General features: G+C 42.7%; 15 protein-coding genes. 6 read left to right on the top strand and 9 right to left on the bottom strand.

The window, feature by feature from the left end; genetic code table 11:
• Positions 1 to 115: 115 nt before the first annotated feature.
• The 3 genes from H6550_05200 to H6550_05190 are packed head-to-tail and all read right to left on the bottom strand — an operon-like array spanning position 116 to position 3,022.
• On the bottom strand, positions 116 to 1,525 hold the full coding sequence (locus H6550_05200) for an NAD(P)(+) transhydrogenase (Re/Si-specific) subunit beta (protein ID MCB9045519.1): 1,410 nt from the start codon (positions 1,523 to 1,525) through the stop codon (positions 116 to 118).
• A 29-nt stretch (positions 1,526 to 1,554) separates the two neighbouring features.
• Entirely contained in the window at positions 1,555 to 1,878 is a 324-nt protein-coding gene (locus tag H6550_05195) for an NAD(P) transhydrogenase subunit alpha (GenBank protein MCB9045518.1), read from the bottom strand.
• 7 nt (positions 1,879 to 1,885) lie between these two features.
• Positions 1,886 to 3,022, bottom strand: coding sequence for a Re/Si-specific NAD(P)(+) transhydrogenase subunit alpha (locus tag H6550_05190; GenBank protein ID MCB9045517.1), 1,137 nt, complete (start codon positions 3,020 to 3,022; stop codon positions 1,886 to 1,888).
• A gap of 149 nt (positions 3,023 to 3,171) precedes the next feature.
• Here H6550_05190 and H6550_05185 point away from each other — a divergent pair, with 149 nt between their 5' ends.
• Positions 3,172 to 3,558 (top strand): BlaI/MecI/CopY family transcriptional regulator, encoded by a 387-nt coding sequence (locus H6550_05185; protein MCB9045516.1) that lies wholly within the window; start codon positions 3,172 to 3,174, stop codon positions 3,556 to 3,558.
• A 3-nt stretch (positions 3,559 to 3,561) separates the two neighbouring features.
• A complete protein-coding gene (locus tag H6550_05180) occupies positions 3,562 to 7,377 on the top strand; it encodes a M56 family metallopeptidase (protein MCB9045515.1) in 3,816 nt (1,271 codons plus the stop codon).
• Here the strand turns inward: H6550_05180 and H6550_05175 are convergent.
• Positions 7,374 to 8,225 carry a pantoate--beta-alanine ligase gene (locus tag H6550_05175; GenBank protein MCB9045514.1) on the bottom strand — a complete coding sequence of 284 codons (852 nt, stop codon included), beginning with the start codon at positions 8,223 to 8,225 and terminating at the stop codon, positions 7,374 to 7,376. The two genes, H6550_05180 and H6550_05175, sit on opposite strands and share 4 nt — an antisense overlap.
• 111 nt (positions 8,226 to 8,336) lie before the next feature.
• Between H6550_05175 and H6550_05170 the strand changes: the two genes are divergently transcribed.
• From H6550_05170 to H6550_05155, 4 genes are read left to right on the top strand one after another with little or no spacing between them, the layout of a single operon-like run.
• Positions 8,337 to 9,161: a glycogen/starch synthase gene (locus H6550_05170; protein MCB9045513.1), complete on the top strand. Its 825-nt coding sequence runs from the start codon at positions 8,337 to 8,339 to the stop codon at positions 9,159 to 9,161.
• Between the two features lie 37 nt (positions 9,162 to 9,198).
• Complete coding sequence (locus H6550_05165; protein ID MCB9045512.1) at positions 9,199 to 10,632, top strand: DUF4270 family protein; 1,434 nt, start codon at positions 9,199 to 9,201, stop codon at positions 10,630 to 10,632.
• Positions 10,633 to 10,643: 11 nt separating this feature from the next.
• Complete coding sequence (gene glmS, locus H6550_05160) at positions 10,644 to 12,479, top strand: glutamine--fructose-6-phosphate transaminase (isomerizing) (GenBank protein ID MCB9045511.1); 1,836 nt, start codon at positions 10,644 to 10,646, stop codon at positions 12,477 to 12,479.
• 46 nt (positions 12,480 to 12,525) lie between these two features.
• A complete protein-coding gene (locus tag H6550_05155; protein ID MCB9045510.1) occupies positions 12,526 to 13,779 on the top strand; it encodes a methionine adenosyltransferase in 1,254 nt (417 codons plus the stop codon).
• 166 nt (positions 13,780 to 13,945) lie between these two features.
• Here H6550_05155 and H6550_05150 read toward each other — a convergent pair whose 3' ends face one another.
• From H6550_05150 to H6550_05130, 5 genes are all read right to left on the bottom strand, one after another.
• A complete protein-coding gene (locus H6550_05150) occupies positions 13,946 to 15,403 on the bottom strand; it encodes a T9SS type A sorting domain-containing protein (GenBank protein MCB9045509.1) in 1,458 nt (485 codons plus the stop codon).
• A 264-nt stretch (positions 15,404 to 15,667) separates the two neighbouring features.
• On the bottom strand, positions 15,668 to 17,131 hold the full coding sequence (locus H6550_05145; protein ID MCB9045508.1) for a T9SS type A sorting domain-containing protein: 1,464 nt from the start codon (positions 17,129 to 17,131) through the stop codon (positions 15,668 to 15,670).
• A gap of 214 nt (positions 17,132 to 17,345) precedes the next feature.
• Positions 17,346 to 18,974, bottom strand: a complete 1,629-nt coding sequence (locus tag H6550_05140) for a T9SS type A sorting domain-containing protein (GenBank protein ID MCB9045507.1) — start codon at positions 18,972 to 18,974, stop codon at positions 17,346 to 17,348.
• Between the two features lie 387 nt (positions 18,975 to 19,361).
• Positions 19,362 to 20,990 carry a fibronectin type III domain-containing protein gene (locus H6550_05135; protein MCB9045506.1) on the bottom strand — a complete coding sequence of 543 codons (1,629 nt, stop codon included), beginning with the start codon at positions 20,988 to 20,990 and terminating at the stop codon, positions 19,362 to 19,364.
• Between the two features lie 309 nt (positions 20,991 to 21,299).
• Positions 21,300 to 23,114, bottom strand: coding sequence for a T9SS type A sorting domain-containing protein (locus tag H6550_05130; protein ID MCB9045505.1), 1,815 nt, complete (start codon positions 23,112 to 23,114; stop codon positions 21,300 to 21,302).
• Positions 23,115 to 23,330: the final 216 nt, after the last annotated feature.

Here is a 23,330-nt window from a genome sequence, read left to right as displayed (position 1 = left end):
TGTGATGATCTTCCGGCATTGCCTTACATAACCTAGTTTGTTTTATCCTATAGTGTTTGTGAAATAGCCCCGCTTATGTTTGTGCGGGGCTATTCTTCTATCATTAAGTAGAACTTTATACCTGTTTCAATTCAGCAACAAGGTCCTGCAACACCTTTTTGGCATCACCGAATAGCATAGATGTTTTAGGACGGAAGAACAGGTCGTTCTCTATACCCGCATAACCCGGCTTCATACTACGCTTATTAACTATAACATGTTCGGCCTTTTCTACTTCGAGAATAGGCATACCATATATAGGGCTGGAAGGATCGTCTTTGGCAGCGGGGTTAACCACGTCGTTGGCACCAATGATGAGCACTACATTGGTAGTACTCATCTGGTCGTTGGCGTCTTCCATTTCCAGAAGCTTTTCATAAGGCACGTCAGACTCTGCCAGTAGTACGTTCATATGTCCTGGCATACGGCCAGCAACAGGGTGAATACCATATACCACTTCCACATCTTTCTCGTTGAGCAGCTTTTCCAGCTCATGGCAGGCGTGTTGTGCCTGGGCTACTGCCAAACCGTAACCCGGTATGATCATTACCTTTTGCGCATAGGCCATCAGTACAGCTGTATCGCTGAGCGAAATCTCCTTATAGCTACCCTGCTCTTTACCATCACCACCGCCGGAAGCTTTTGCACCGCCGCCAAATGAACCTATCAATACATTCTTGAGCGAACGGTTCATGGCATTACACATAAGAATAGTAAGGATAGTACCCGCAGACCCCACAAGTATACCACCTGTTAACATCACAGGATTGTCGTATAAGAAACCACCAAAGGCTGCAGCCACACCTGTAAATGAGTTGAGGAGTGATATTACTACCGGCATATCAGCACCGCCTATTGGCATAACGAACAGGATACCATATAAAGCCGCTAAAGCCAGGATGCTATAAAATACTGTAGGTGAAGTGTTGTAACCGCCAATCACCATTACAGACAAAATGATCAGGCCCGCGAATAATAAGAAGTTGATGATCTGTGCTGCCGGTACTGACCTATCTTTTATTTTACCTGCCAGCTTGCCCCATGCAATCATACTACCGGCAAAAGACACTGTACCGATGATCATACCCAAAACAATGACTATCATGATGCCCATGTGTGCAGGGTGTCCGCTATGTTGCAGGTGATTATACTCTACTATCGATATCAACATGGCACAGGCCCCACCCATACCATTGAAGAGGCTTACCATCTCCGGCATTGCCGTCATCTGTACTTTTTTAGCAATGAAGGTACCAATAGCAGTGCCTATCACCAGTCCACCGAATATCCAACCGTAATTACCCAGAGGATTACCATTCTCATCACGGTACAGAAATATTGTTACCAGTATAGCAACGGTCATACCAACTGCCGCCACCATGTTACCCTTTCGGGCGGAATCAGGGTGTGACAACATTTTAAGTCCGACAATGAAAGTTATGGATCCTATTAAGTAACCTAATAAAAGTATTGCTTGCTGAGACATGCAATTATGTATTAATGAAGTTGCAAAAATTATTTTTTCTTCTTTTTCTTACCGAACATTTCCAGCATACGGTCTGTAACCACGAAGCCACCAACTACGTTCAGTGTACCAAGGATAACTGCCAGGAAACCTAATGTAAGTGCCAGGTAATCATCTGCCGGGGCCTGACCCATTACGATGATAGCACCTATAATAACCACGCCGTGTATGGCATTAGCACCACTCATAAGTGGCGTATGCAGTACAGACGGCACACGGGATATCACCTCGATACCCAGAAATATAGACAGTATCACGATGGTGATCAACCGATACGTTGCTGCGTCAGTAAACAATTCTGATAAAGCGTTCATATAAAAATTATGCTTTTGTAGTTTGTGGGTTAATGAAAGACAGTACACGCTCGTTTACAATGCTGCCACCTTTTGAGATGCAAGTACCTGCTACTATATCATCTTCATAATTCAACTCAAGTGCACCTTCTTTATTAATGATGAGTTTCAAGAAGTTCAGCACATTCTTGCTGTACACCTTACTGGCATCAGATGGCATTTCACAAGGCAGTGCTGAGTTACCTATGATGGTCACGCCATTGTGCTGTATCTTTTCGTTGTCCTTCGTGAGGTCCGTATTACCGCCACTGACAGAGGCAATGTCAACTATTACAGAGCCTGGACGCATATCCTCTATCATCTCTTTTGTGATGAGTATGGGAGCTTTGCGGCCGGGTATCTGTGCCGTACTGATAATTATATCCGATTTCTTAGCATGCTCGTGTATCTTGGCGCGCTGCCTTGCCTGGAACTCTTCAGTTTGTGTAACGGCATAACCACCGGCTTTAGAAGCATCAGCAGCACCTTCTACCTCAACGAATTTCGCACCAAGACTCATCACCTCTTCCTTCACAGCAGGACGAACATCAAACACTTCAACAACAGCACCTAAGCGCTTGGCTGTTGCTATGGCTTGCAACCCTGCCACGCCAGCACCCAGTATCAGCACTTTGGCCGGAGGAATACTTCCTGCCGCCGTCATAAACATGGGGAAATACCGGCAATATTCCATAGCTGCCAGTAACACTGCTTTGTACCCTGCGATGTTGGCCTGCGAGCTGAGTACGTCCATAGCCTGCGCACGTGTGGTACGCGGAATACTATCCATACTGAAAACAGTATAACCTTTGCCTGCCAGGTCCTGCATTTTCTGTGTATCGAACAGGGGCTGAAAAACACCTATCAGCACAACATCTTTCTTAACCGTAGCCGGAATGTTGTCTGAATTGATGGTCAGCAACACATCAGCTTCGGCAGCAACTGCGTCGCGGTTTTTAAGAGTAGCACCTGCATCTGTATAAGCCTTGTCTGTGTGGTAAGCTGCTTCGCCTGCACCGTTTTCTACAGATACCTGTACGTTCATTTTTACCAATGCTGCAACTACTTCGGGCACGAGCGACACCCTCTTTTCAGGTTGCTGCTCTTTAAGTACGCCTATAATCATAATTATCTAGGAGATTCAATTTTCGGATACATGAATATATGGTTAAAATTTAGAAATCAAAAGTAAAAGGGGGTGCATTCCATACAATTTTGAAAAAAGATTCGCGTTATACGATAATAATCGTACTTTAGTACGACAAATATCGTACAATGAACAAAAAGGATATACATATAACGGAAGCAGAACTGGAGATACTACAAGTACTTTGGGAGCAGGGGCGGGCGACTGTAAAAGAGGTGCACGAAGCGCTGAGTGCTGTGCGCGAGGCTGGCTACACTACCACCCTGAAACAAATGCAGGTGATGTATGACAAAGGATTACTGACACGTGATGACAGTCGCAGGCAGCATATTTACTTTCCTGATGTGGATATAAAGAAAGTACAGCAGAAGTTTATGAGTAAGGTGATGAACCTGTTCAGCGGACGTGCTGGAGAACTGGTACTGAATGCGCTGAACAACTATAAGACCACTCCTGAAGAACTGGAGCAGATCAGGCAGACGATAGACAAAGCTAAACAAGCTAAAAAACCTTAGATTATGATATACCAGATAGCACCCATGGTTACCACGGCCATACTGCAATCGTTGCTGTTGGCAGGCATTTGTTATGCAACATTCGGTTTGCTACTCGCACCGATGAAGCATATCGACCCGCTGCTTAAATATCACGCAGGCAATATTATCCTTTTAGTTTCGTTTATAAGTTTTATACAACCCCTGTATACGATAACTGAGCCAACAGACGCAGCCCCTGTACACTCTGTTTCATTGCCTGCTACCGATACGAAAACTGTCAACGTACTCCCCTACGTGATGCAAGAAACTGCTGCCTTGCCTGAGTCAAGACTAACGTCTGAACAGGTATGGCAGCATGTCAATAACACACTTGAAGAAAACAGCAACACAATACTGCTGCTTTACCTAGCAGGACTGCTATTCTTCTCAGCAAGACTATTAGTACAATACCTAAAAAGTAGATGGTTGAAGACAAAAAACACATTACCTACTAGTGATACGTGGCAAACACTACTTAAGCAAACTAAAGAGCAACTGAACATCACTGCCAACATCAGCATTGCCTTTACCAAAAGAAATATCTCACCCTGTATCATAGGACATGCAAAGGCCATTATACTGATCCCTGTAGCTATTGCCAACAACCTGAGTACAGAACAGGCGGAATCTATATTACTGCACGAGTTAGCACACTACAAACATTACGACCACTATATCAACCTGGCTACGCAATGCATCAACTGCCTGATGTTCTTTAACCCTTTTGTATGGCTGATAAGCAAACAATGCGACAAATACCGAGAACTGGCATGTGATGCTACTGCTAAAAAACACAATCGCAGCATTGAACTGGCCGAAACACTGGCCTTGATAGCAGGTATGTATACACGCAAGAACAGTATGGCACTAAGCCTGAAAAAGCAGAGCCCGCTACTGGGGAGGATACAGGCTTTACTGAATGTTCAGCCAAGTGCGAAGACGTCGCAAAAGCCATTATCCTATATACTGGCGAGCATTATGCTGGTGACGGGTATCTTATTGGTTGGCAGCAGTGACCTATTCTCAAAAGAGCATGACAACACGAGGGAAAAGCTGCAACGCATCAGCAAAGAGATGTATGAGGCAGGGAATGAGAAATATATTTTTGTAGATGCAGTACTCGATAGCATCATAAAATTGCCCTCTAAAGCTGAAATGTTATATATGGGGCCGCAGTATTTTGCCTTTGAATCATCACAAGGCCCGGTAAAACCTGAAGGCAGCCTGAAAGAAAAATACCTGGCCAAGCTACAACGTTTTCTTGTGGCACAAGGCGAAACAAAATATACTGTTGTTGAATTTAAAGTAGGGGATGGGAGAAAAGCTTTTGATATAGACCACATTTACAGCGAGCAGTTTCAACAAGTATCACTGAGGGATCATTTTGACGCCGGAATAACTTCTCAGGCCTGGGCAGAGATATTTAATCATATCATGGACGACAATATGCCATTGTATACAAATGATGATTATGAACTGAACTACGGGCCAGATGGCATTAACATAAACGGCAACCAACTAACTGGGGAACAGGAGAAAAAATACCGCAGACTGTTCAGAGAAAAATTCGGTATAGACCTCGCAAAAGATAAATTGTCGGGGAGAATGAATCTGTACGGGCTGAGGAGCAGGCATATTGAACACAACAAAGCTGCTACACCTTTACAAAATGAATTTGCTGCTATCAGCCAGATACTGTTCAACGAAGGGAAAATAGAATACCTGGTGGCAGATGCCGTAAAAGATGGTTACCTGGCAGATGGTGAACGATTCACGCTTTCGTTCGGTGATAGCATAGCGAGATTTGCAGGCAAACGATTCTCCAAACAGGATGAAAAGGCCTATGATGCCAAATATAAAAAGTTCAGGGAGTATTATGTAGGCAGGGATTGTTACGGCATCATTACCAAGACTGTACATTTCACGGATATCCGGAATCCACGTTCTGACTTTATGAATGGTGAATTCCTCTTTAAAGAAAGACAACAGAAGCGTAGCAAAATCCTTTCCAACATATATAAGGAATTGCGGCAAGACAAACTGATTGACACCAATTACAGGACAGAGATAGATTACAGGGCCAAGGACGGGTTGTTCCTCAATTACGAACCGTTTAAAGCCAGCCTGACTGAAAAATATATGAAGATGTTCAGGCAGATAGAACGCGACCTGGATATTAACAGTAAGACAGCCCGATTCTCCTATACCTGGAAGATAGACAAACCCTTTCCTCAATTCTACTATGACAGGATGAGTAGTTTTATAACGAAAGACCTGCTACGCAATACAAGCAAAACCATGTATAAAGATGACGACACCAAATACATAGTAGCTGATGCTTTGGCAGACGGTATCCTGAAAGAAGGTGAGCGGTACGACATAGCATATAAAAATGGTATAGTAACCATAAGAAACAAAACGTTAACAGCTGAGCAACAAAATGAGTACAACAGTAAGTATGTTAGTTTCGTGCAGATACATCACCCGTCAGTGAATTACAGTGGCGCTATAAAAGGTACAGTGAACGTGAATGATATTATCAACAGGCAATCATCATACAGCAGGGACAATATACCAGGGTTAGTTCCGGGAACAACCGACACTTATTCTGACCATGTTATCAACGAGATGGCTAAAGAAGGGCTGATAGACACAAACTATTCGGTACGGGTGGAGTACTCACCCAAGGGCTTATATATCAACGATAAAAAACAGTCGGGCAGCATAGTTAAGAAGTATGGCACAATTTTCCAACATTCAGACCCTGCATTAGGCATTTCCAAGAAGACGAGTATTTTATGGACACCTAATAAAAGCGATGCAGGAAAAAACAGAGTAAGTGAAGATGACGCATTGAGGATACTTAGTGACAGGATGTTTGCTACTGGTAACCAGAGCTTTGCAATAGTAGATGCAATAAGGGATGGATATATAGAACAGGATAAACCCTATGAAATAAGTTACAGGGAAGGGAAATTTTCTGTAAAAGGCAAAGACATACCTACGGATATAAGGACGCGATATGAAAGGAGGCTAGAGAAATTCAGGTCGATATACGGTGATAGTGTGAATATGTGGGGCACCATAAGCAGCACACTGCATCGAACAGTGCGGGAGGATGAATTCAGCAAACAATTCGGCATTATGCTGCCTAAACCGACCAAGGCTGAAAGGGCAAAATATGAAGAGAGTAAAAAGCAGTACGAAAAGAACAAAAAACAATACGAAGAGAACAAACGAAACAATACTGTACTGGACGAGATGGTGCAGGCAATGCTAAGGGACGGGCTGTTGGACACAACTTCTTACTACAGAATATCGTACATGGAAGATGGGCTGTATGTAAACAATCAACACATAACAGGTAGCGGAGCTAAACATTATGAACAAATACTAAAAGAGCTGGGCTACAAACCCGGAGGAACAACCAACGGTATCATAAGAGAAAGCAGGTTTGACAATTCGCCCATACCTGAATGGGCACGGAGCACGACAAGTTTTGACACAAACTCCAAACTGCCTCATGATGCAGCAACTTTTGATGACCCTGTATCATCTACAGGGCAAACAAAAAGTACTGCTTATTTAGATAAAGTAATAAAAATGATGGCTGCGGACGGGCTGGTTGATACCACTAAAAAACACACCCTGAAATATAATTCCCGGGGCATTTTTGTGAATGGCAAAAAACTGAGCAAAGAAAAAGCTGCCAGGTATGAGCCAACACTGGAAGCAGGATTCGGGCATAAACCCCACTCAATAGCGGGGGATGAACTAAAGTACAGTTACGAGCCTTAATTGAGCAACATATTGTCGATGAGCCTTACATCACCAACAAAAGCGGCTATCAATGCCACCATCTGGCGTTCAGTATCGTACTCATCAAGCAGCGCCAGGTTGCTGGCATCTGCAAGCGCAACATATTCTGGCTTAAGCCCCTTATCAGCCAATATCTCGATGCACTCCTTCCTCACGACGCTGAAAGGCTGCAACCCGGCTTTTGTCTGTATAGACACCAGGCATTGATACAGCAAGTTAGCCACTGCGCGCTCTGGTTCTGTAAGCCTACGGTTGCGCGAACTCATAGCCAGCCCGTCAGGCTCGCGAAGTGTGGGGCATATCTTAACATGCATATTATGCAGTTGAGGTATTTGCTTCGCCAGGTCTTTTATGACCATACACTGCTGAAAGTCCTTTTGTCCTAAGTATAGGTTGTCAGGCTTTACTATCTCCAGCAGGCGAGCGACAACCTGCCCAACCCCCTTAAAATGTCCCGGTCGGTGTGCTCCTTCAAGAATCGTATCGAGGTAGCCGAAATCGTATACAGGTGTTTTTGCATACGATTCAGGGTATACCTCCGCAACAGAAGGGATAAATACTATATCGCATCCAGCCGCTTCCAACAGCATCTTATCTTCGGTAATGGCAGAGGGGTAATTATCAAAATCATTCTTATCATTGAACTGAGTAGGGTTGACAAATATGCTGACAACTGTAATATCGCCGTTTTTATGCGCCTGTTCTACCAGTGATATATGCCCCTTATGCAATGCCCCCATGGTGGGAATAAAGCCCAAAGAAGCACCTTTCTGCCTGATATTCAATAAGTAAGCGTTAATATCCTCTGCCTTTTTGAAAATAACCATTATGCCGTAAATGCCTTTAAGAACGCAAAGTAAGCGTTGTAAATTAATATTTTCGTAATTTTGCATTCACTTTCGTAAATACCTTTCTTTTTAATCAACTAATACATAAGCATGTCAGAAGACAAAAAACGTGTCTTAATCATTGCCAACGAGTTATCTCCTTATGTGGAATTCAGCGATTTCGCCCAGATACTGAATAGCCTGGCAGTAAAAACATTTGATAGTGGTGTAGAAGTTAGGATCATCATGCCACGTTTCGGAACTATTAATGAACGCCGCCACCGCCTGCACGAGGTTGTACGCCTGTCGGGTATTAATATTATAATAGATAAGGACGATTATCCGCTCATCATAAAGGTAGCTTCATTGCCTAATGCACGCCTGCAAGTGTACTTTATGGATAACGAGGACTATTTCAAACGTAAACAGGTATTTGCCGATGATAAAGGCCGTTTCTTTGAGGACAATGGCGAGCGTGCTATATTTTTCTGTAAAAGCGCATTAGAGACAGTTAAGAAATTTGGCTGGCCGCCGGATGTCATTCATTGCCATGGCTGGATGACATCACTGGTACCATTATATGTGAAAACCGCCTATAAAAAGGAGCCCGTGTTCAACTACTCGAAAGTAGTATACACTGCACAGAACGACCAGTTTGAGGGCGACCTTGGCGAAAACTTCCTGAAAAAGGCAATTATCAGCACAGATATAAAAGATAAAGACATAGAGCCATATAAGGATGGTACCAACCAGTCGCTGACACTGGGTGCCAGCAAATATGCCGATGTGGTAGTATATGGTGATGCAGATACAAACAAGACTATAACTAACGAAATAAAGCCAAGCAGGTATAAAAAAGTTGTAAAATATGATGAAGGCTGGAAGGAAGATGTAAGTGCATTGCTGGACTTATACAAAAGCTTAACAGAGTCTTAGTATAACTTTTATCACTTTCGCAGTAAATCACATTTTTTTGAAGCAGCGTTATTCATTTAATACCGGCATACTGATCATAGCACTGGGCTTGTTGCTGAGCACAGGGTGCAAGGAAGACACCATCGTAAAATCGAACATTACACCGGGAGATAACTACCTGGGTACACAAAGTGTTGGTGATACAATGACCGTTATTACCAAGACATTCCTGGTTGACAAATATAAAACCAGTGAGAAAATAAGTGGTTTACCTGTAATATTCGGACTGGGTACTATCGTCGATCCATTCTTCGGTAAAACCAACGCCGGGATCTATTTCCAGGTATTACCTACCGTTAACTCATTTTCATTCTCATCGGGTGGTTACCATGTTGACTCGGCTGTATTGATCATGCCGTTCTCAGGCTTTGCCTGGGGCAACAGAACCGATCCCAAACCGCAGAAATATAGAGTATACCGTGTAGAAGAACCCATGTCAATAGACAATGACTATTACAGTAACCAGGACCTGCAGGTAAACAGCACCTTACTCGGAGAAGCCACTATTGACCTGCAGAAAAGCATAACGGACACCCCTTACGTAATAGATGGCAAGGCTGGTTTCAAGCACCTGCGCATACCACTCAGCCAGGCTTTTATTGATGACGTGACCAGTAATATTGGCGATGACAAACATGTTTACAACACCGAGGCTGAATTCCTTGCGCACTTCAATGGCTTTTATGTAGCTCCGGATTCAGCCACAAACATGGCCAACAATACCGACCTGATACCCTATATCGTGCTGGACGGTGGAAGCGATTACTCCAATGCAGCAGTTGCTTTTTACTACAGGGAAGACAGTAACCCGACAATAACCAAGGTAGCATTCTTCAATTACAGGCGCGAGAGCAATGTTGAAAAAACAGCTGCTTACAGCCATATCAGCCGCAACTATTCGGGCTACCCTGCTGAAACCTTCATCAACCGTTACAACAGCACTATCAATATATCTGATGACACTTTACTGCTGCAACACGAGCCTGGTGTCTGTATTGATATACGCGTGCCGTACATAAGCAACCTGCCTGTAGCTTCTATCATCAAGGCAGAGATAGTATTGACCAAGATAAGCAGTGGTGTAGACGCCGACAGCCTGCTTACACCCTCCAGGCTTATCCCTGTTGGCGTTAATGAAGATGGTTCCGAGTATGAGATACTGGACTTTATCAGCTCTGATATAACAGCTGCTGTACAATACATCGATGGACTGAAAAGAACTGAAAAAGATAGCCAGGGTAATGACATTACGACATATAGAATTAATGTACCCAGAGAGTTACAAAATGCTATTATTGATAAGCGTAATGAATTACATTTGCGTATAAAAGGGTCCAAGGGCTTCCCTGGTGCATACCGCCTCGTGGCAGGTGGCCGTGGGCATAGCACCTACAAAATGCAATTGAATATCGTTTACGCAAAACCAAACTAAAAAACTATATTATGTGCGGCATAGTCGGGTATATAGGCAGCAAAGACGCATTTCCTATATTAATTAAAGGCCTTAAGAGGCTGGAATACCGGGGGTATGACAGTGCCGGAGTGGCCCTGCTAAACGGCAACCTGACGATATACAAAAAAGCCGGCAAAGTAAGCGAACTGGAGAAAGTAACTGACGGACAGGAACTGAGCGCTACTATAGGCATAGGACATACGCGCTGGGCGACACATGGCGAACCTAACGACAGAAACGCGCACCCGCACATATCGCAATCTGGTAACCTTGCCATCATTCACAACGGTATTATTGAGAACTATGCTTCGGTGAAGGCAGAACTTCAAAAACGTGGGTATACATTTCAATCTGACACGGACACAGAGGTACTCGTGAACCTGATAGAAGAGGTACGCAAAGATTACCCGGAACTGGAAGATGCCGTGCGTGTTGCACTGAACCAGGTGGTAGGTGCCTATGCGATCGTCGTTATAGATAAAACCAACCCTGATCAGCTGGTGGCAGCCCGCAAAGGCAGCCCGCTGGTAATAGGTATTGGCGAAGGAGAGTTTTTTGTTGCCTCAGATGCTACACCGATCATAGAATACACTAAGAACGTAATATATCTCGATGAGCAGGAGTATGCAGTGATCAACCGTGACGGCCACTATACTATCAAAACGCTGGGCAATGTTGAGAAAAGCCCTGCAATTCAAGAGCTGGAAATGAGCCTTGAAATGATAGAGAAAGGCGGCTTTGAGCATTTTATGCTAAAAGAGATATATGAGCAGCCAAAGGTAATAGCTGACTGCCTGCGTGGCCGTATGAACGCCCCGCAAGGGTGGATAAAACTGGGTGGACTGTCAGAATATGTGAATCGTATAGATAATGCTGAACGCATACTGATAACCGCCTGTGGCACGTCATGGCATAGTGGCCTGATTGGTGAGTACCTCATAGAAGACCTAGCACGTGTGCCTGTTGAAGTAGAATATGCTTCTGAATTCAGGTATCGCAACCCGATCATTAATGAGTCTGACATCGTCATGGCGATATCGCAGAGTGGTGAAACAGCAGATACATTGGCTGCCATTGACCTGGCTAAGGGCAAAGGCGCCTTGATATATGGTATCTGTAATGTCATCGGTTCGTCTATTGCGCGTGCTTCTCATGCAGGTTCCTACACACATGCCGGCCCTGAGATAGGTGTGGCATCTACCAAGGCCTTCTCAACGCAGATCACCATACTGACTCTGATAGCGCTGCAGATGGCACATGAGAAAGGCAGCGTGTCCACATCAAGGTTGCGCGAGATATTATACGAATTGGAAAACATTCCTAAGAAAATAGAAGAAGTACTGAAGCTGGATCAGCAGATAAAAGAACTGGCAGCCCAATATAAAGATGCAAAGAACTTCCTGTACCTGGGACGTGGTTATAACTTCCCGGTGGCATTGGAAGGTGCACTGAAACTGAAAGAGATATCCTACATACATGCTGAGGGCTACCCGGCTGCAGAGATGAAGCACGGACCGATAGCACTGATAGATGAAGAGATGCCTGTAGTATTTCTGGCAACTAACCAGAGTGCTTATGAGAAAATAGTTTCTAATGTTCAGGAGGTGAAAGCCCGCAAAGGCCGTATCATAGCAGTAGTACACAAAGGAGATACTATGATACGTGATCTGGCTGATCACGTAATCGAAGTGCCTGAAACGGAAGAGATACTCTCTCCGCTTATCAGTATTGTCCCGTTGCAGTTGCTGGCTTATCACATAGCTATTCTACGCGATTGCAACGTAGATCAACCGCGTAACCTGGCAAAATCAGTAACCGTGGAATAAGTGAAAAGAATTATCATTTTAACAGTTAAATCATAAAATAAAAAGAATGTCCTATTTATTCACTTCGGAGTCCGTATCAGAAGGACATCCTGACAAGGTAGCAGACCAGATATCTGACGCTCTTGTTGATAACTTTCTTGCATGGGATGCCAACGCAAAGATCGCTTGTGAGACTTTGGTAACTACAGGCCAAGTGGTGCTAGCTGGAGAGGTAAAATGCAAAACATACATCGATGCACAATCCATAGCCCGAGAGGTGATAGCAAAAATCGGCTATACCAAGAGCGAATATATGTTTGAAGCACAGTCTTGCGGCGTATTGTCGGCTATACATGAGCAATCACCAGACATTAACCAGGGTGTAGATAAAAAGAAAAAAGAAGAACAAGGAGCAGGCGACCAGGGCATGATGTTTGGTTATGCCACCAACGAAACCGCTAACTATATGCCACTGGCACTTGATATGGCACATGCCCTTTTGCTGGAACTGGCTGCCATCCGAAAAGAAGGTAAGCTTATGAAATATCTTCGCCCCGATGCAAAAAGCCAGGTAACTCTTGAGTACAGCGATGATAACAAACCTGTTCGTATCGACACTATCGTTATATCTACACAACATGACGATTTTGCTGACGAGAAAAAAATGCAGGAAGCTATTAAGAAAGATGTGCTGAATGTATTGATACCGCGTATCATGAAAGCATATCCCCAGTACAAGCACCTGTTCAACAAAAAGATCAACTACCACATTAACCCTACAGGTAAATTTGTTATTGGTGGTCCACACGGAGATACAGGCCTTACCGGACGTAAAATAATCGTAGATACTTACGGAGGTAAAGGTGCACACGGAGGTGGTGCGTTTTCAGGTAAGGACCCAAGCAAAGTAGATCGTTCTGCTGCGTACGCTACCCGTCACATTGCTAAGAATCTTGTTGCAGCTGGTGTTTGTGATGAAGTACTCGTACAGGTATCCTACGCAATCGGTGTTGCCAAACCAATGGGTGTTTACATAAATACCTATGGTACTGCAAAAGTAAATATGACTGACGGCCAGATTGCGAAAGTAGTAGAAAGTGTATTTGACATGCGCCCTTACTACATTGAGCAGCGCTTGAAACTACGCCAGCCAATGTACAGCGAATGTGCTGCTTATGGTCACATGGGGCGTAATAACGAGACGGTTACCAAACAGTTCACCAATGGTGAAGGTAAAACCAAAAAAATGAAGGTTGAGTTGTTCACATGGGAGAAGCTGGATTACGTAAGCAAAGTGAAGAAAGCTTTCAAACTGAAATAAATAAAGATCATATAATACAATAAAACGCCCGTATGATGCATCATACGGGCGTTTTATTGTATGCCTTACTACATCATAATCGCATACAACTGAATCTTATTACTGAGATAAAATAAAACGTCCCTCTTTGCAAGAGGGACGTTGGTATGTATAAATTCTGTTGTTATTATTTCTTAGTAACCCTCATTACTTGGTTATGAACATCATCAGTGTATTTCACTATATAAATACCTGATGGTAGTTCAGCTGCATCTATAGTCACTTTATCAGAATAAACAGGCGCATTGTACACTACTTTTCCGGTCAGGTCTATCAGTGTCAACCTTGCATTGTTGCCTATCTGGCCATTGAACTGAACTGTTAGGTTATCCTGCATCGGGTTAGGATAAGCATCCATTACGAACAATCCTGTTTGAGACAATGTGTTTACAGACAATGGCCCCAGTGTTTTAAAGCCAGACTTAGCCCAACCTGATAAAGGTGTAGGAGTACAACGGCTGCGTACATGAACGAAGAATGTTGTTTTGCTTGCCAGACCTTGTAATACTACAGAGGTGCTGGTGGTAAAGGTGCCTTTCTGTGGAGGGTCTGTTGTGGTACTTACTGCATATTCATATCCTAGTGCAGTAGCTATCGGATCCCATTGTACACGGGCAGTAGTGCTGCTTATCTTATCCACTTTTACTTGTGGTGTATAGCAACAGGGCTGTGTGGTAAATGAGTCCCTTACCCACTCAGATTTCTTCCAGTCCCGAGCGATCTTACGTGCGCTGTCGCAAATCAGGCGAACCATGATGTAATATTTAGTATCACACTGGAAAGTATCAACATCAACAGACGGAGTAGTAGTAAATGTGAAACCAACTACTGTATCGTGTGGAATAGTATCAACCGGGGTGATAACATACTCATAGAACTCAGCGTTCAGTTTAGGTGTCCATGCAAAATCTGCAGATTTGTAGTCGAGATTAGCTACAGAGATCACATTTGGAGGTAAACATGGGTTCACAACCTCTACCCTGTAATCCTCAGCCTCTCCACGGCTACCTTGGCAAGCTGTTACACCCGGATCGTATATTACACCCAAAGAAGAAGTAATAACACGCATCCTGGTAATACCTTCTTTAGCATGCCCTGGGACATCCACCTTAACAGTAATAGTTGAGTTGGCTGTCTGGTGGGCATGTGGGTGTGTACCCTGAATAGGCCCCGGAGAAATATACTCGTCCTGGTCATCAAAGTCACCATCTCTGTTCCAGTCGATAAACACTTTGTCTAATGAAGAAACGATATTCTGAGAAGAGTTCCCATTCCAGGTAATAGCTACGTTAAATGATTTGAATGCTTCCTGTTTTACGTAGAAAGACTCCGTAGTATAATCAGAGTAAGACGTAGAAGAGTTGGCACAGTTGGTGTTTGAGTTATTGAAGTTTACAATACCTCCGGTGGTGACAACACTCCTGATAGAAGCGCCTGTGGAGCATCCTATACCAAAATAGGGTATCAATGAAGGACTACAAGCTGTAAGCGGTGGCATCTGCGCACTAGCATTAAAGCCTGAAATAAGCAACACTAACCCCAGCAGGAAGGCTTTAGGAAATAAAGAGTATCGATTTATTTTCATAACGAACACCTATTAATTATCGTATTTAAAATTTGTTCAAAGTACAATATACAAAAAACAGTAAATATAGAGCTTAAATTTATGGAATGTTTCTGATTAAAAAAAATATCAACAGCCCATTCGGTGCAACAATTTTCAAAAACCTCGCATCGCTGATATTATTGAAAATCAACAAACAAGACCATCAAACAACAAAAAATCATAACATGTATTCCTGATAGTTAAACTTTGTTACCTGATGGTGCTTGCTCATGTGTGTATTACTTATTTGGTTATCTTATTTATCTGATTATGTATCTCATCTGTGTATTTCACAATGTATATACCTGCCGGTATCTCAGAGGCATCAATCAGGATTGTCTTTCGCTGCACATTACCTCGGTAAACCTGTTTACCTGCCAGATCAAAGATCGTTATGAAGGCATTGGCAGCCGGTTCGGCATTAAGTTGTATGTTGATCCTGTCTGTTACCGGGTTAGGAAATATATCCAAACTGAATCCATCTTGGACGTTAAGCCCGTCAACAGATGTTGTTTTTTCTGTTTTAAAGGTATTCATCGTCCAATCAGACTGCGGAGTAGGTGTGCAACGGCTGCGTACGAACAAGTAGTAGTTGGTTTTTGAAGACAGCCCTTGTTGCAACACTACTGTTTGTGTGGTGAAAGTACCTTGTTGTGGAGGAGAAGGTACTGTTGTAACTGCATATTCATAACCTAATGCCGTAGCGATAGGCATCCAGGAGAAACGCGCAGTGTTGTGTGTTACCTTATCAACCGTCACTACCGGTGTATGGCAGCATGGATTTGTCACAAATGAATCCCTCATCCAGGCTGATTTACTCCAGTTGGGTGTAGTTTTACCTGCCGTATCGCAAATAGCACGTACTAATACATAATATTTCACATTGCACTGAAATGTATCGACATCTACAGATGGTGTTGTAGTAAATGAAAAACCTATCACGGTGTCATGTGGAATCGTATCGACCGGAGTAATGACATATTCATACATTTCAGAGTTAAGTTTGGGCGTCCATGTAATGTCTGCAGATTTATAGTCAACATTAGCAACTGAAATGACGTTTGGTGGTACACAAGGGTTTATTACCTCAAAAACATAATCTTCTGCTTCACCATACTTTGCATTCCCGCAAGCATCTGTATTGAAACCATAAATATGATTATCGGCTCCTGTTACTATTCGCATCCTTGTAAGACCGTCTTTGGCATATGCAGGTACATCTACTGTAACGTTTACTGTCAGGTGACTGGGACTAACGGTATGTACATGGGGGTTGGTAGGTATTACAGAAGCAGGGGCAATGTATTCATTGTTTTCAAACAGCCCATTTCTGTTCCAGTCTATATATACCTTAGTAATAGAAGATTCTATAAAATAAGGATTGTTTGTATTAGGTGTCCATGTTACATTAACTGTGACAGATTTGCCTGCTTCCTGCGTAACCTTCATGCCGGAAGTCGTATAGTCAGAATAAGAAGTACTAGTATTGCCACAACCTGTGCTGTTGTTAGTGATATTATTGCTTCCACCCGTAGTTGTTACACTGTTGATATATCCACCGTTTGTACACCCTACTACAAAATTAGGTATTAAAGAAGGGCTACATTGTTTTAACGCAGGTAATTGCGCTGAAGCGTCTGCATAAGACAGGGAAGCTACCAGGGCAAGCAGCACGGTTTTGGAAAATGAGTAGATCCTGATTTTCATATCGTTTGATTTTGTTTACGTATCTGTTACCATAACAGGACACAACAATCAAACAACACTCTCCCTGAAAGTAGTTGTTGTTAGCCTGTTGCATTCTGTATGTACCCGGGCAGACAGCAACAAAATCAAAATGGTTAGGTAGTTTAATATGTTTTAATAATTAAAGCCGGAGAAATTTCTCCGGCTTTAATTATTAGTTAAAAAATAGATGCTATTATCGTTTATTGAACTTAACCTGTTTGCGATGTGTATCATCTGAATACTGTACTATATACATTCCGGCAGACAGGTTACTTACATCTATTGTTATCCTGTCTGTTGTTATGTTTTCAGTCATCAATAACTTTCCCGTCACATCCAATATATGTATAACACCATTATTATTGGGCCTGCCCGTTATATTAACTATCATTTGTTCCCTGACAGGGTTAGGATACAGGAATATCTGCTTATCGCTGATATCAATATTATTTACGTCTACACCAATTGTCTTGAAAGAGAAGGTAGCCCAGGATGATGATGTCTTGATGTCATGATCATCACAATAGCTCTTGGTGTGGAAATAATATGTTGTCTTATCATCAAGGTAAGGCAACAGCTTACTCAATGCAACCGTTTTACTGCCTACAGGTGGCAGAGCTGATGTTTCGGTAATAGCATATTCATATTCAATGGCTGTATTGGCAGGTGCCCAGTACGCTACCGCCCTGCTTGTTGTTAGGTCGTTGAACATAACTATAGCACTGCGGCATGCTATAGGTACATAGAATGAATCCAGCGACCAACCCGAGCTATCATTACCAATGCATAAAGAACGCATATGCACGTAATAAGTATTTCCTTCTGTTAAACCTGTTGTGCTTACATAATTGCTGGTAGTAGAATTAGCTCCTTGTGCTGATGTTGGTGTCGCTCTGTCCTGGTCAATAAAATATTGATATTCTACCGCAGTAGACAAAGGTGTCCAGGTAAAATCTGCAGAACTTGAATCTACATATGTTACAGCAAACCCTGAGGGCTCGGAACAAGGAGGAAGTGTTGTAAAAGGCGCGCTTGTCGTCCATTGCGAAGGGTAACCTGCACAGTTATTTCTTACATGAACAAAATAAGTTGTATTTGGGCTGAGACCTGTTACCAGCGCTGATGTATTATTGGTAGAGCCGGAACCTGAAGATGGACCATTTTGTGAAGTAGTAACCGCATAATCGTACCCTAGCGAACCTGTGACCGCCGACCAGTTGAACTGTACGGAGCCGGAATTGACAGCACCTATATTAATTGATGCGGGTGCGGCGCAGTTACTTACCACAGTAAAATTGTAATCTTCACACTCACCATAGCTTTGGTTACCACATTGCGGAACACTTGTGGTGGCGTAGGATGACCTAACCCTCATACGTGTATTACCGATCGATGCCGTAACAGGGATCGTAAAACTACCCGTGCGCGTTCCACCCGCAGAAATAGTGCTGCTGGGATTATATACTTTTTCACCGGCATCATTAAAATCACCGTCCTGGTTCCAGTCTACCCATATCACAACTCCCTGGGGGTAGCTGGACCCGATAGTAACAGAGAAATTGACTGAAGAAAGAGGAGCTCCTTCATGTACCATACCGCTGTAATATGTATAACTAGTAGAGGTATTACTGCAGTAGGTGTTGTTGTTGGTGATATTAGTTATGCCTCCTGTAGTACTGAAAGAGCGGATATACATATTGTAACTGCTGCATTGTACGCTGTATGTAGCAGAACAATACTGAGCATTAGCTCCTGTAGCACCTAAAAAGCAGAGGATAATTAATAATAATGAATGATTGTACCCGGATAAAAATGATCTCATAATAGCAATATTTATTTTTAGTTACCTGTTTGTATTTTTTCAGATGTTACAAAACGTGGTTCTGAATAACTCTGCCGATCATCTTCATTTATAATGGCAGATACCGGAAATAATATAACATGCTTTCACCGCGATGAACAAACCGGGATATGAGGAAGTATACTAAAATGAATATTATAGAATTTATCAAATCAAAGGAAAAGCGCCCTCGGTTTTTAATTTTCAGTTAATGTCTGAATTAAGAATATTAATCAGACCTGAATCGACATGCTATATGTAATTAGTAGTTGCATATCAACGAATTAGAAGTAGATAAATACAAAGAGGGCTATCGTTAACCGATAGCCCTCGTATTGTCAAGATTAATATGTTACTAATCTACTGTTTCTATTGTTTGTTAAATCTTACCTGTTCTCTGCGTGCATCATCCGCATATTGCAGCACATACACACCTGCCGGGAACTCGGTCATATTCACTGTGATCTTTTTACTGTTGGCAGGGATAGTTTTCAGCGCCCTGCCAGAAACATCCATTACAGTGACATTAGCATCCGCACCGACCTTGCCGGTAATAGTTACTACCATTTGGTTAGTTACCGGGTTGGGGAGTACGCTAACACTATTTGTTTCCATTTCTACATCCCCTACAGCAAGTGCCCATGTTTTATACATAGTTTCTGCCCAAGGTGATATTGATTTTATATTATGGTCATCACAATAACTCCTTGCATAAACATAGTAGGTTGTGTTGGGATCCAGGTATGGGAACAGGTAGCTGTTGGTAGATTTTTTGATACCTGCTGTTGGAGTGGTTAATTGCACTGAGGAGTTCAATATATCATATTCGTATGCTGTTGCCGGTGTGTTCCAAAATGCAACTACCCTTTCTGAGTTAAGGTCGTTGAACTGAACCGAAGGTGCTCGGCAAGGTATAGGCACGTAGAAAGAATCCAGTACCCATGCTGAGCTATCTCCACCCAGACACTTAGCCCTCAGGAAGATGTAATATGTTTTACCCGGATCCAGGGCGCTTACCTGCACCTGGTTGGATGTAGTTGAACTCGAACCAACATCTGTAGTAGGGGGTGTATTATTGTCCTTAATAAAATACTGGTACAATATTGCCGGCGTAATTGTGGCCCATTGGATGGTGGCAGAATTGGTATCTATCTGCGGGATCTTTATTGAAGGAGGTATGATACAAGGAGGCAGAGTTGTGAAGCTCGTTGTTACCCATACTGATTTACTTGGGCTATCACACCTGTTACGTACATGCAGGTAATAGGTAGTCGAAGGTGTCAAACCACCCTGTGAAGCAGTAGTATTAGTAGTAATTGTACCTGTCGGGTTACCGGTAGGACCAGTAGCATTCTGGTCTACAATGAACTCAGAACCATTTGAACCTGTAGGAGGTGTCCATGTAAAGAACACTGCGCTTGAATACACAGCTGTAATTGTAACATTGGTTGGGATCGGGCAAGGAGGGCCTGCATTGAATTCAACTGTTATGGTCTGAGAAGGGGCACTGCAGGTTGTACCCTGTCCACCCCAATTCAAGTTGCCGATACAGGGGCGTGCGCAATATCCTGAAGAACACAGGCAGTTGCCGTTATTTACAGACAACTCCCAGCCTGTTACTGTAGGGCTTCCACCGGAACCACAAGTACCTACATTCCATATATTAGAACCATCTGTCCATGTTCTTGATACACCCGTTCTTAAACAAAGGGCAATATCTGCAACAATTGTGGGGTTAGTACAGGTAATGGTAGCCGGAGTAGAACCGGCTGTTATACTTACACTGGTATATGAATATACAAGAAGTGACGCCCTGAAAGTTTCCCAGGCATTACACTGTGTTGTTGAAGTAGCGCTTTGTGTGAACGACTGTGAATAAGTAAGCACCTGCGCCCGCAAAGCAGAAGTATTAACTAAAAGCACAGTAAATAAAGTGAGCAAAGCCGCCGAACACCTGCCTATCACAACATTAGAAATTGTAGAGATCTTGTTTCTCATAATGGAATTTTAGTTAATTTTTACGTATCGAAAAATACATTTTTGTCATTATTCAGTAATTCGTTTACTATGATAACAGGGGCTCATGCAGGATAACAGTCCTGCATATTTTCATTGACGATGCAGGCGTAGAAGAGTGATTTAAAAATAGATAAAAAAACACATAAATATCAATACCATTTAAAAAAATCACAACACATTGCCTATCAATTACTTACAAAAAAAATTAGCCTTTGCAAATTAAAAAGCAAAAAAAATAGCCACGAAAAATCGTGGCTATTTGCAAGAATCTTTAACCGATAATTAATACTATTGCTTATATACCTTGGCTTTAAGTGTATTATTTCTATCTGTGTATTGAACAATGTATAAGCCTTGTGCAAGGTCATTTACATCAATAATTATCCTTTTGCTGTCAACAGTCTGCAACCTGAGCAATTTACCTGTCATATCCATAATGCTTATCTTACCATCATGATCTACAGCGTCTACCATCACAATAACCCTGTCATGAACAGGGTTGGGAGAAATAAATAGCTGATTGACCTGACCGGAAATATTATCAACTCCCAGTTTCCAGGTAGTGTAAGTAGTTGTAGACCATTTAGACACTGTCTTTATTGTTTTGTCCTCGCAATAAGACCTTGCATATACGTAGTATTCAGTTGCCTCATCAAGGAAAGAAAATAATCGACTGGTGCTGGTTGTTTTTATTCCCGATGTCGGATTGCTTATCGGTGTAGAGGAATTTATTATCTCATATTCATAAGCAGTCAGTGGTGCTGACCAGAAAGTTACAACACGGTTACTGCTCAGATCGTTGAACTCAACATTGGGTGCGCGACATGGTATAGGTACATAAACCGAATCAACTATCCATGCTGAACTATCATTGCCTGAGCATTTCACTCTCAGGAAGATATAATAAGTCTTACCCGATTGAAGGGAGGTCAGGTTAACCTGGTTGGTAGTAGTTGTTGTACCTGAGCTACCACTTGATGGTGGTGTATTATCTGTCTTTACAATATACTCATATTCTATGCTGGTACTTACGGTTGGCCATGTCACAGTAGCTGAGTTTGAGTCGATCTGTGGTATTTGTATACCCGGTGCACCAATAACACAAGGAGGCAAAGTATTAAATGAAATAGTAACCCATTGAGAGTAGTTATTAGTTCCGCACTGATTGCGCAGGTGAATATAATATAATGAAGAGGGTTGTAACGCGCTTGCACTGGCAGAAGTACTCGTAGTTGTAACGACATTTGCCGATGATGTGGGAGCAGCAGAGTTCTGGTCAATTACATACTCATAACCCACACTTGCCGCTGCAGCATTCCATGAGAAATCAACATGAGTTGAGTTGACCAATGTTGTAGCCAGTCCAGACGGTGAAGCGCAGGGTGCACCCGGATCCCAGGCATAACTCTGCCCGGTTGCAGGTACCGAACTCAGGTTAGCTGTATATGTAGATGATGAGGAGGTTGGGTTGCTGCTTACATTGTTAAGCACCTGCCAGTCTGTTGAAGACTTACCGATACCGATGGTAGCGCCACCACTACTCCCTAAAGAAACAGAACCTGATTCCTGTTTATAGATACACTCCACCACGCCGGTAGCTTCATACAACAAAACCTGGAATGACACACTGGGTGTTGAGGCGGCATAATCCCAAAGATAATTACGACACTCCCATGTAAATATTCTGTTAGGAGCAGTTCCTGTTGTAACGTATGTTGAAGTACCGCCTACTCCACTAATATCTTCGTACAACGCATATACTGCAGGCTCAATACCAGAATTTGGTGTGGCGTTATAGTTCCAGTTAGGTACGGCAGAGCCTACGCCTGTACCAAACCTCAACCACCCATTTGAACAAACGGTTACGTCTGTGTAATTAGCGCCGCAAAAGCGGAAGGTAAAACCAATAGGAATGGTTGTGTAACCATCGTCTACTTCTACAGCAGTAACCCTGGTACCGGAGCTAAGGTAGCTGAATGTTCTTGAGCTGGCTGTAAAATTGTAACCGGAGGCTACGACAGATTGCGCTAATGATCGCTGAGAGAATGAAAACAGTAATGCAGTGATCAAAAACAGGTACTTAAGATAGTATCTCTTTTTCATTTCATTTAATTTGTTCAAGGTTTACAATTGCCGTAAGATGATACGCCGGCTTCTCAACGAAAAACACAGCATATACCTTGAAAGACCATTAAACGGGGTGCATTGTTGGTTAAATTATTGTATTTTTTATTAATAAATATGACATAATACACCTGTATACTAATCGAAACAGGCATAACACATTAACTGCCAGCAATATATTTCCTGAAAAAAGTG

The organism is Chitinophagales bacterium, assembly GCA_020636495.1.
In the GTDB taxonomy this organism is placed as follows: domain Bacteria; phylum Bacteroidota; class Bacteroidia; order Chitinophagales; family Chitinophagaceae; genus UBA5543.
The sequence above is the reverse complement of the archived record's forward strand: the minus strand, read 5'-3'. Positions and strand labels throughout refer to the sequence as shown.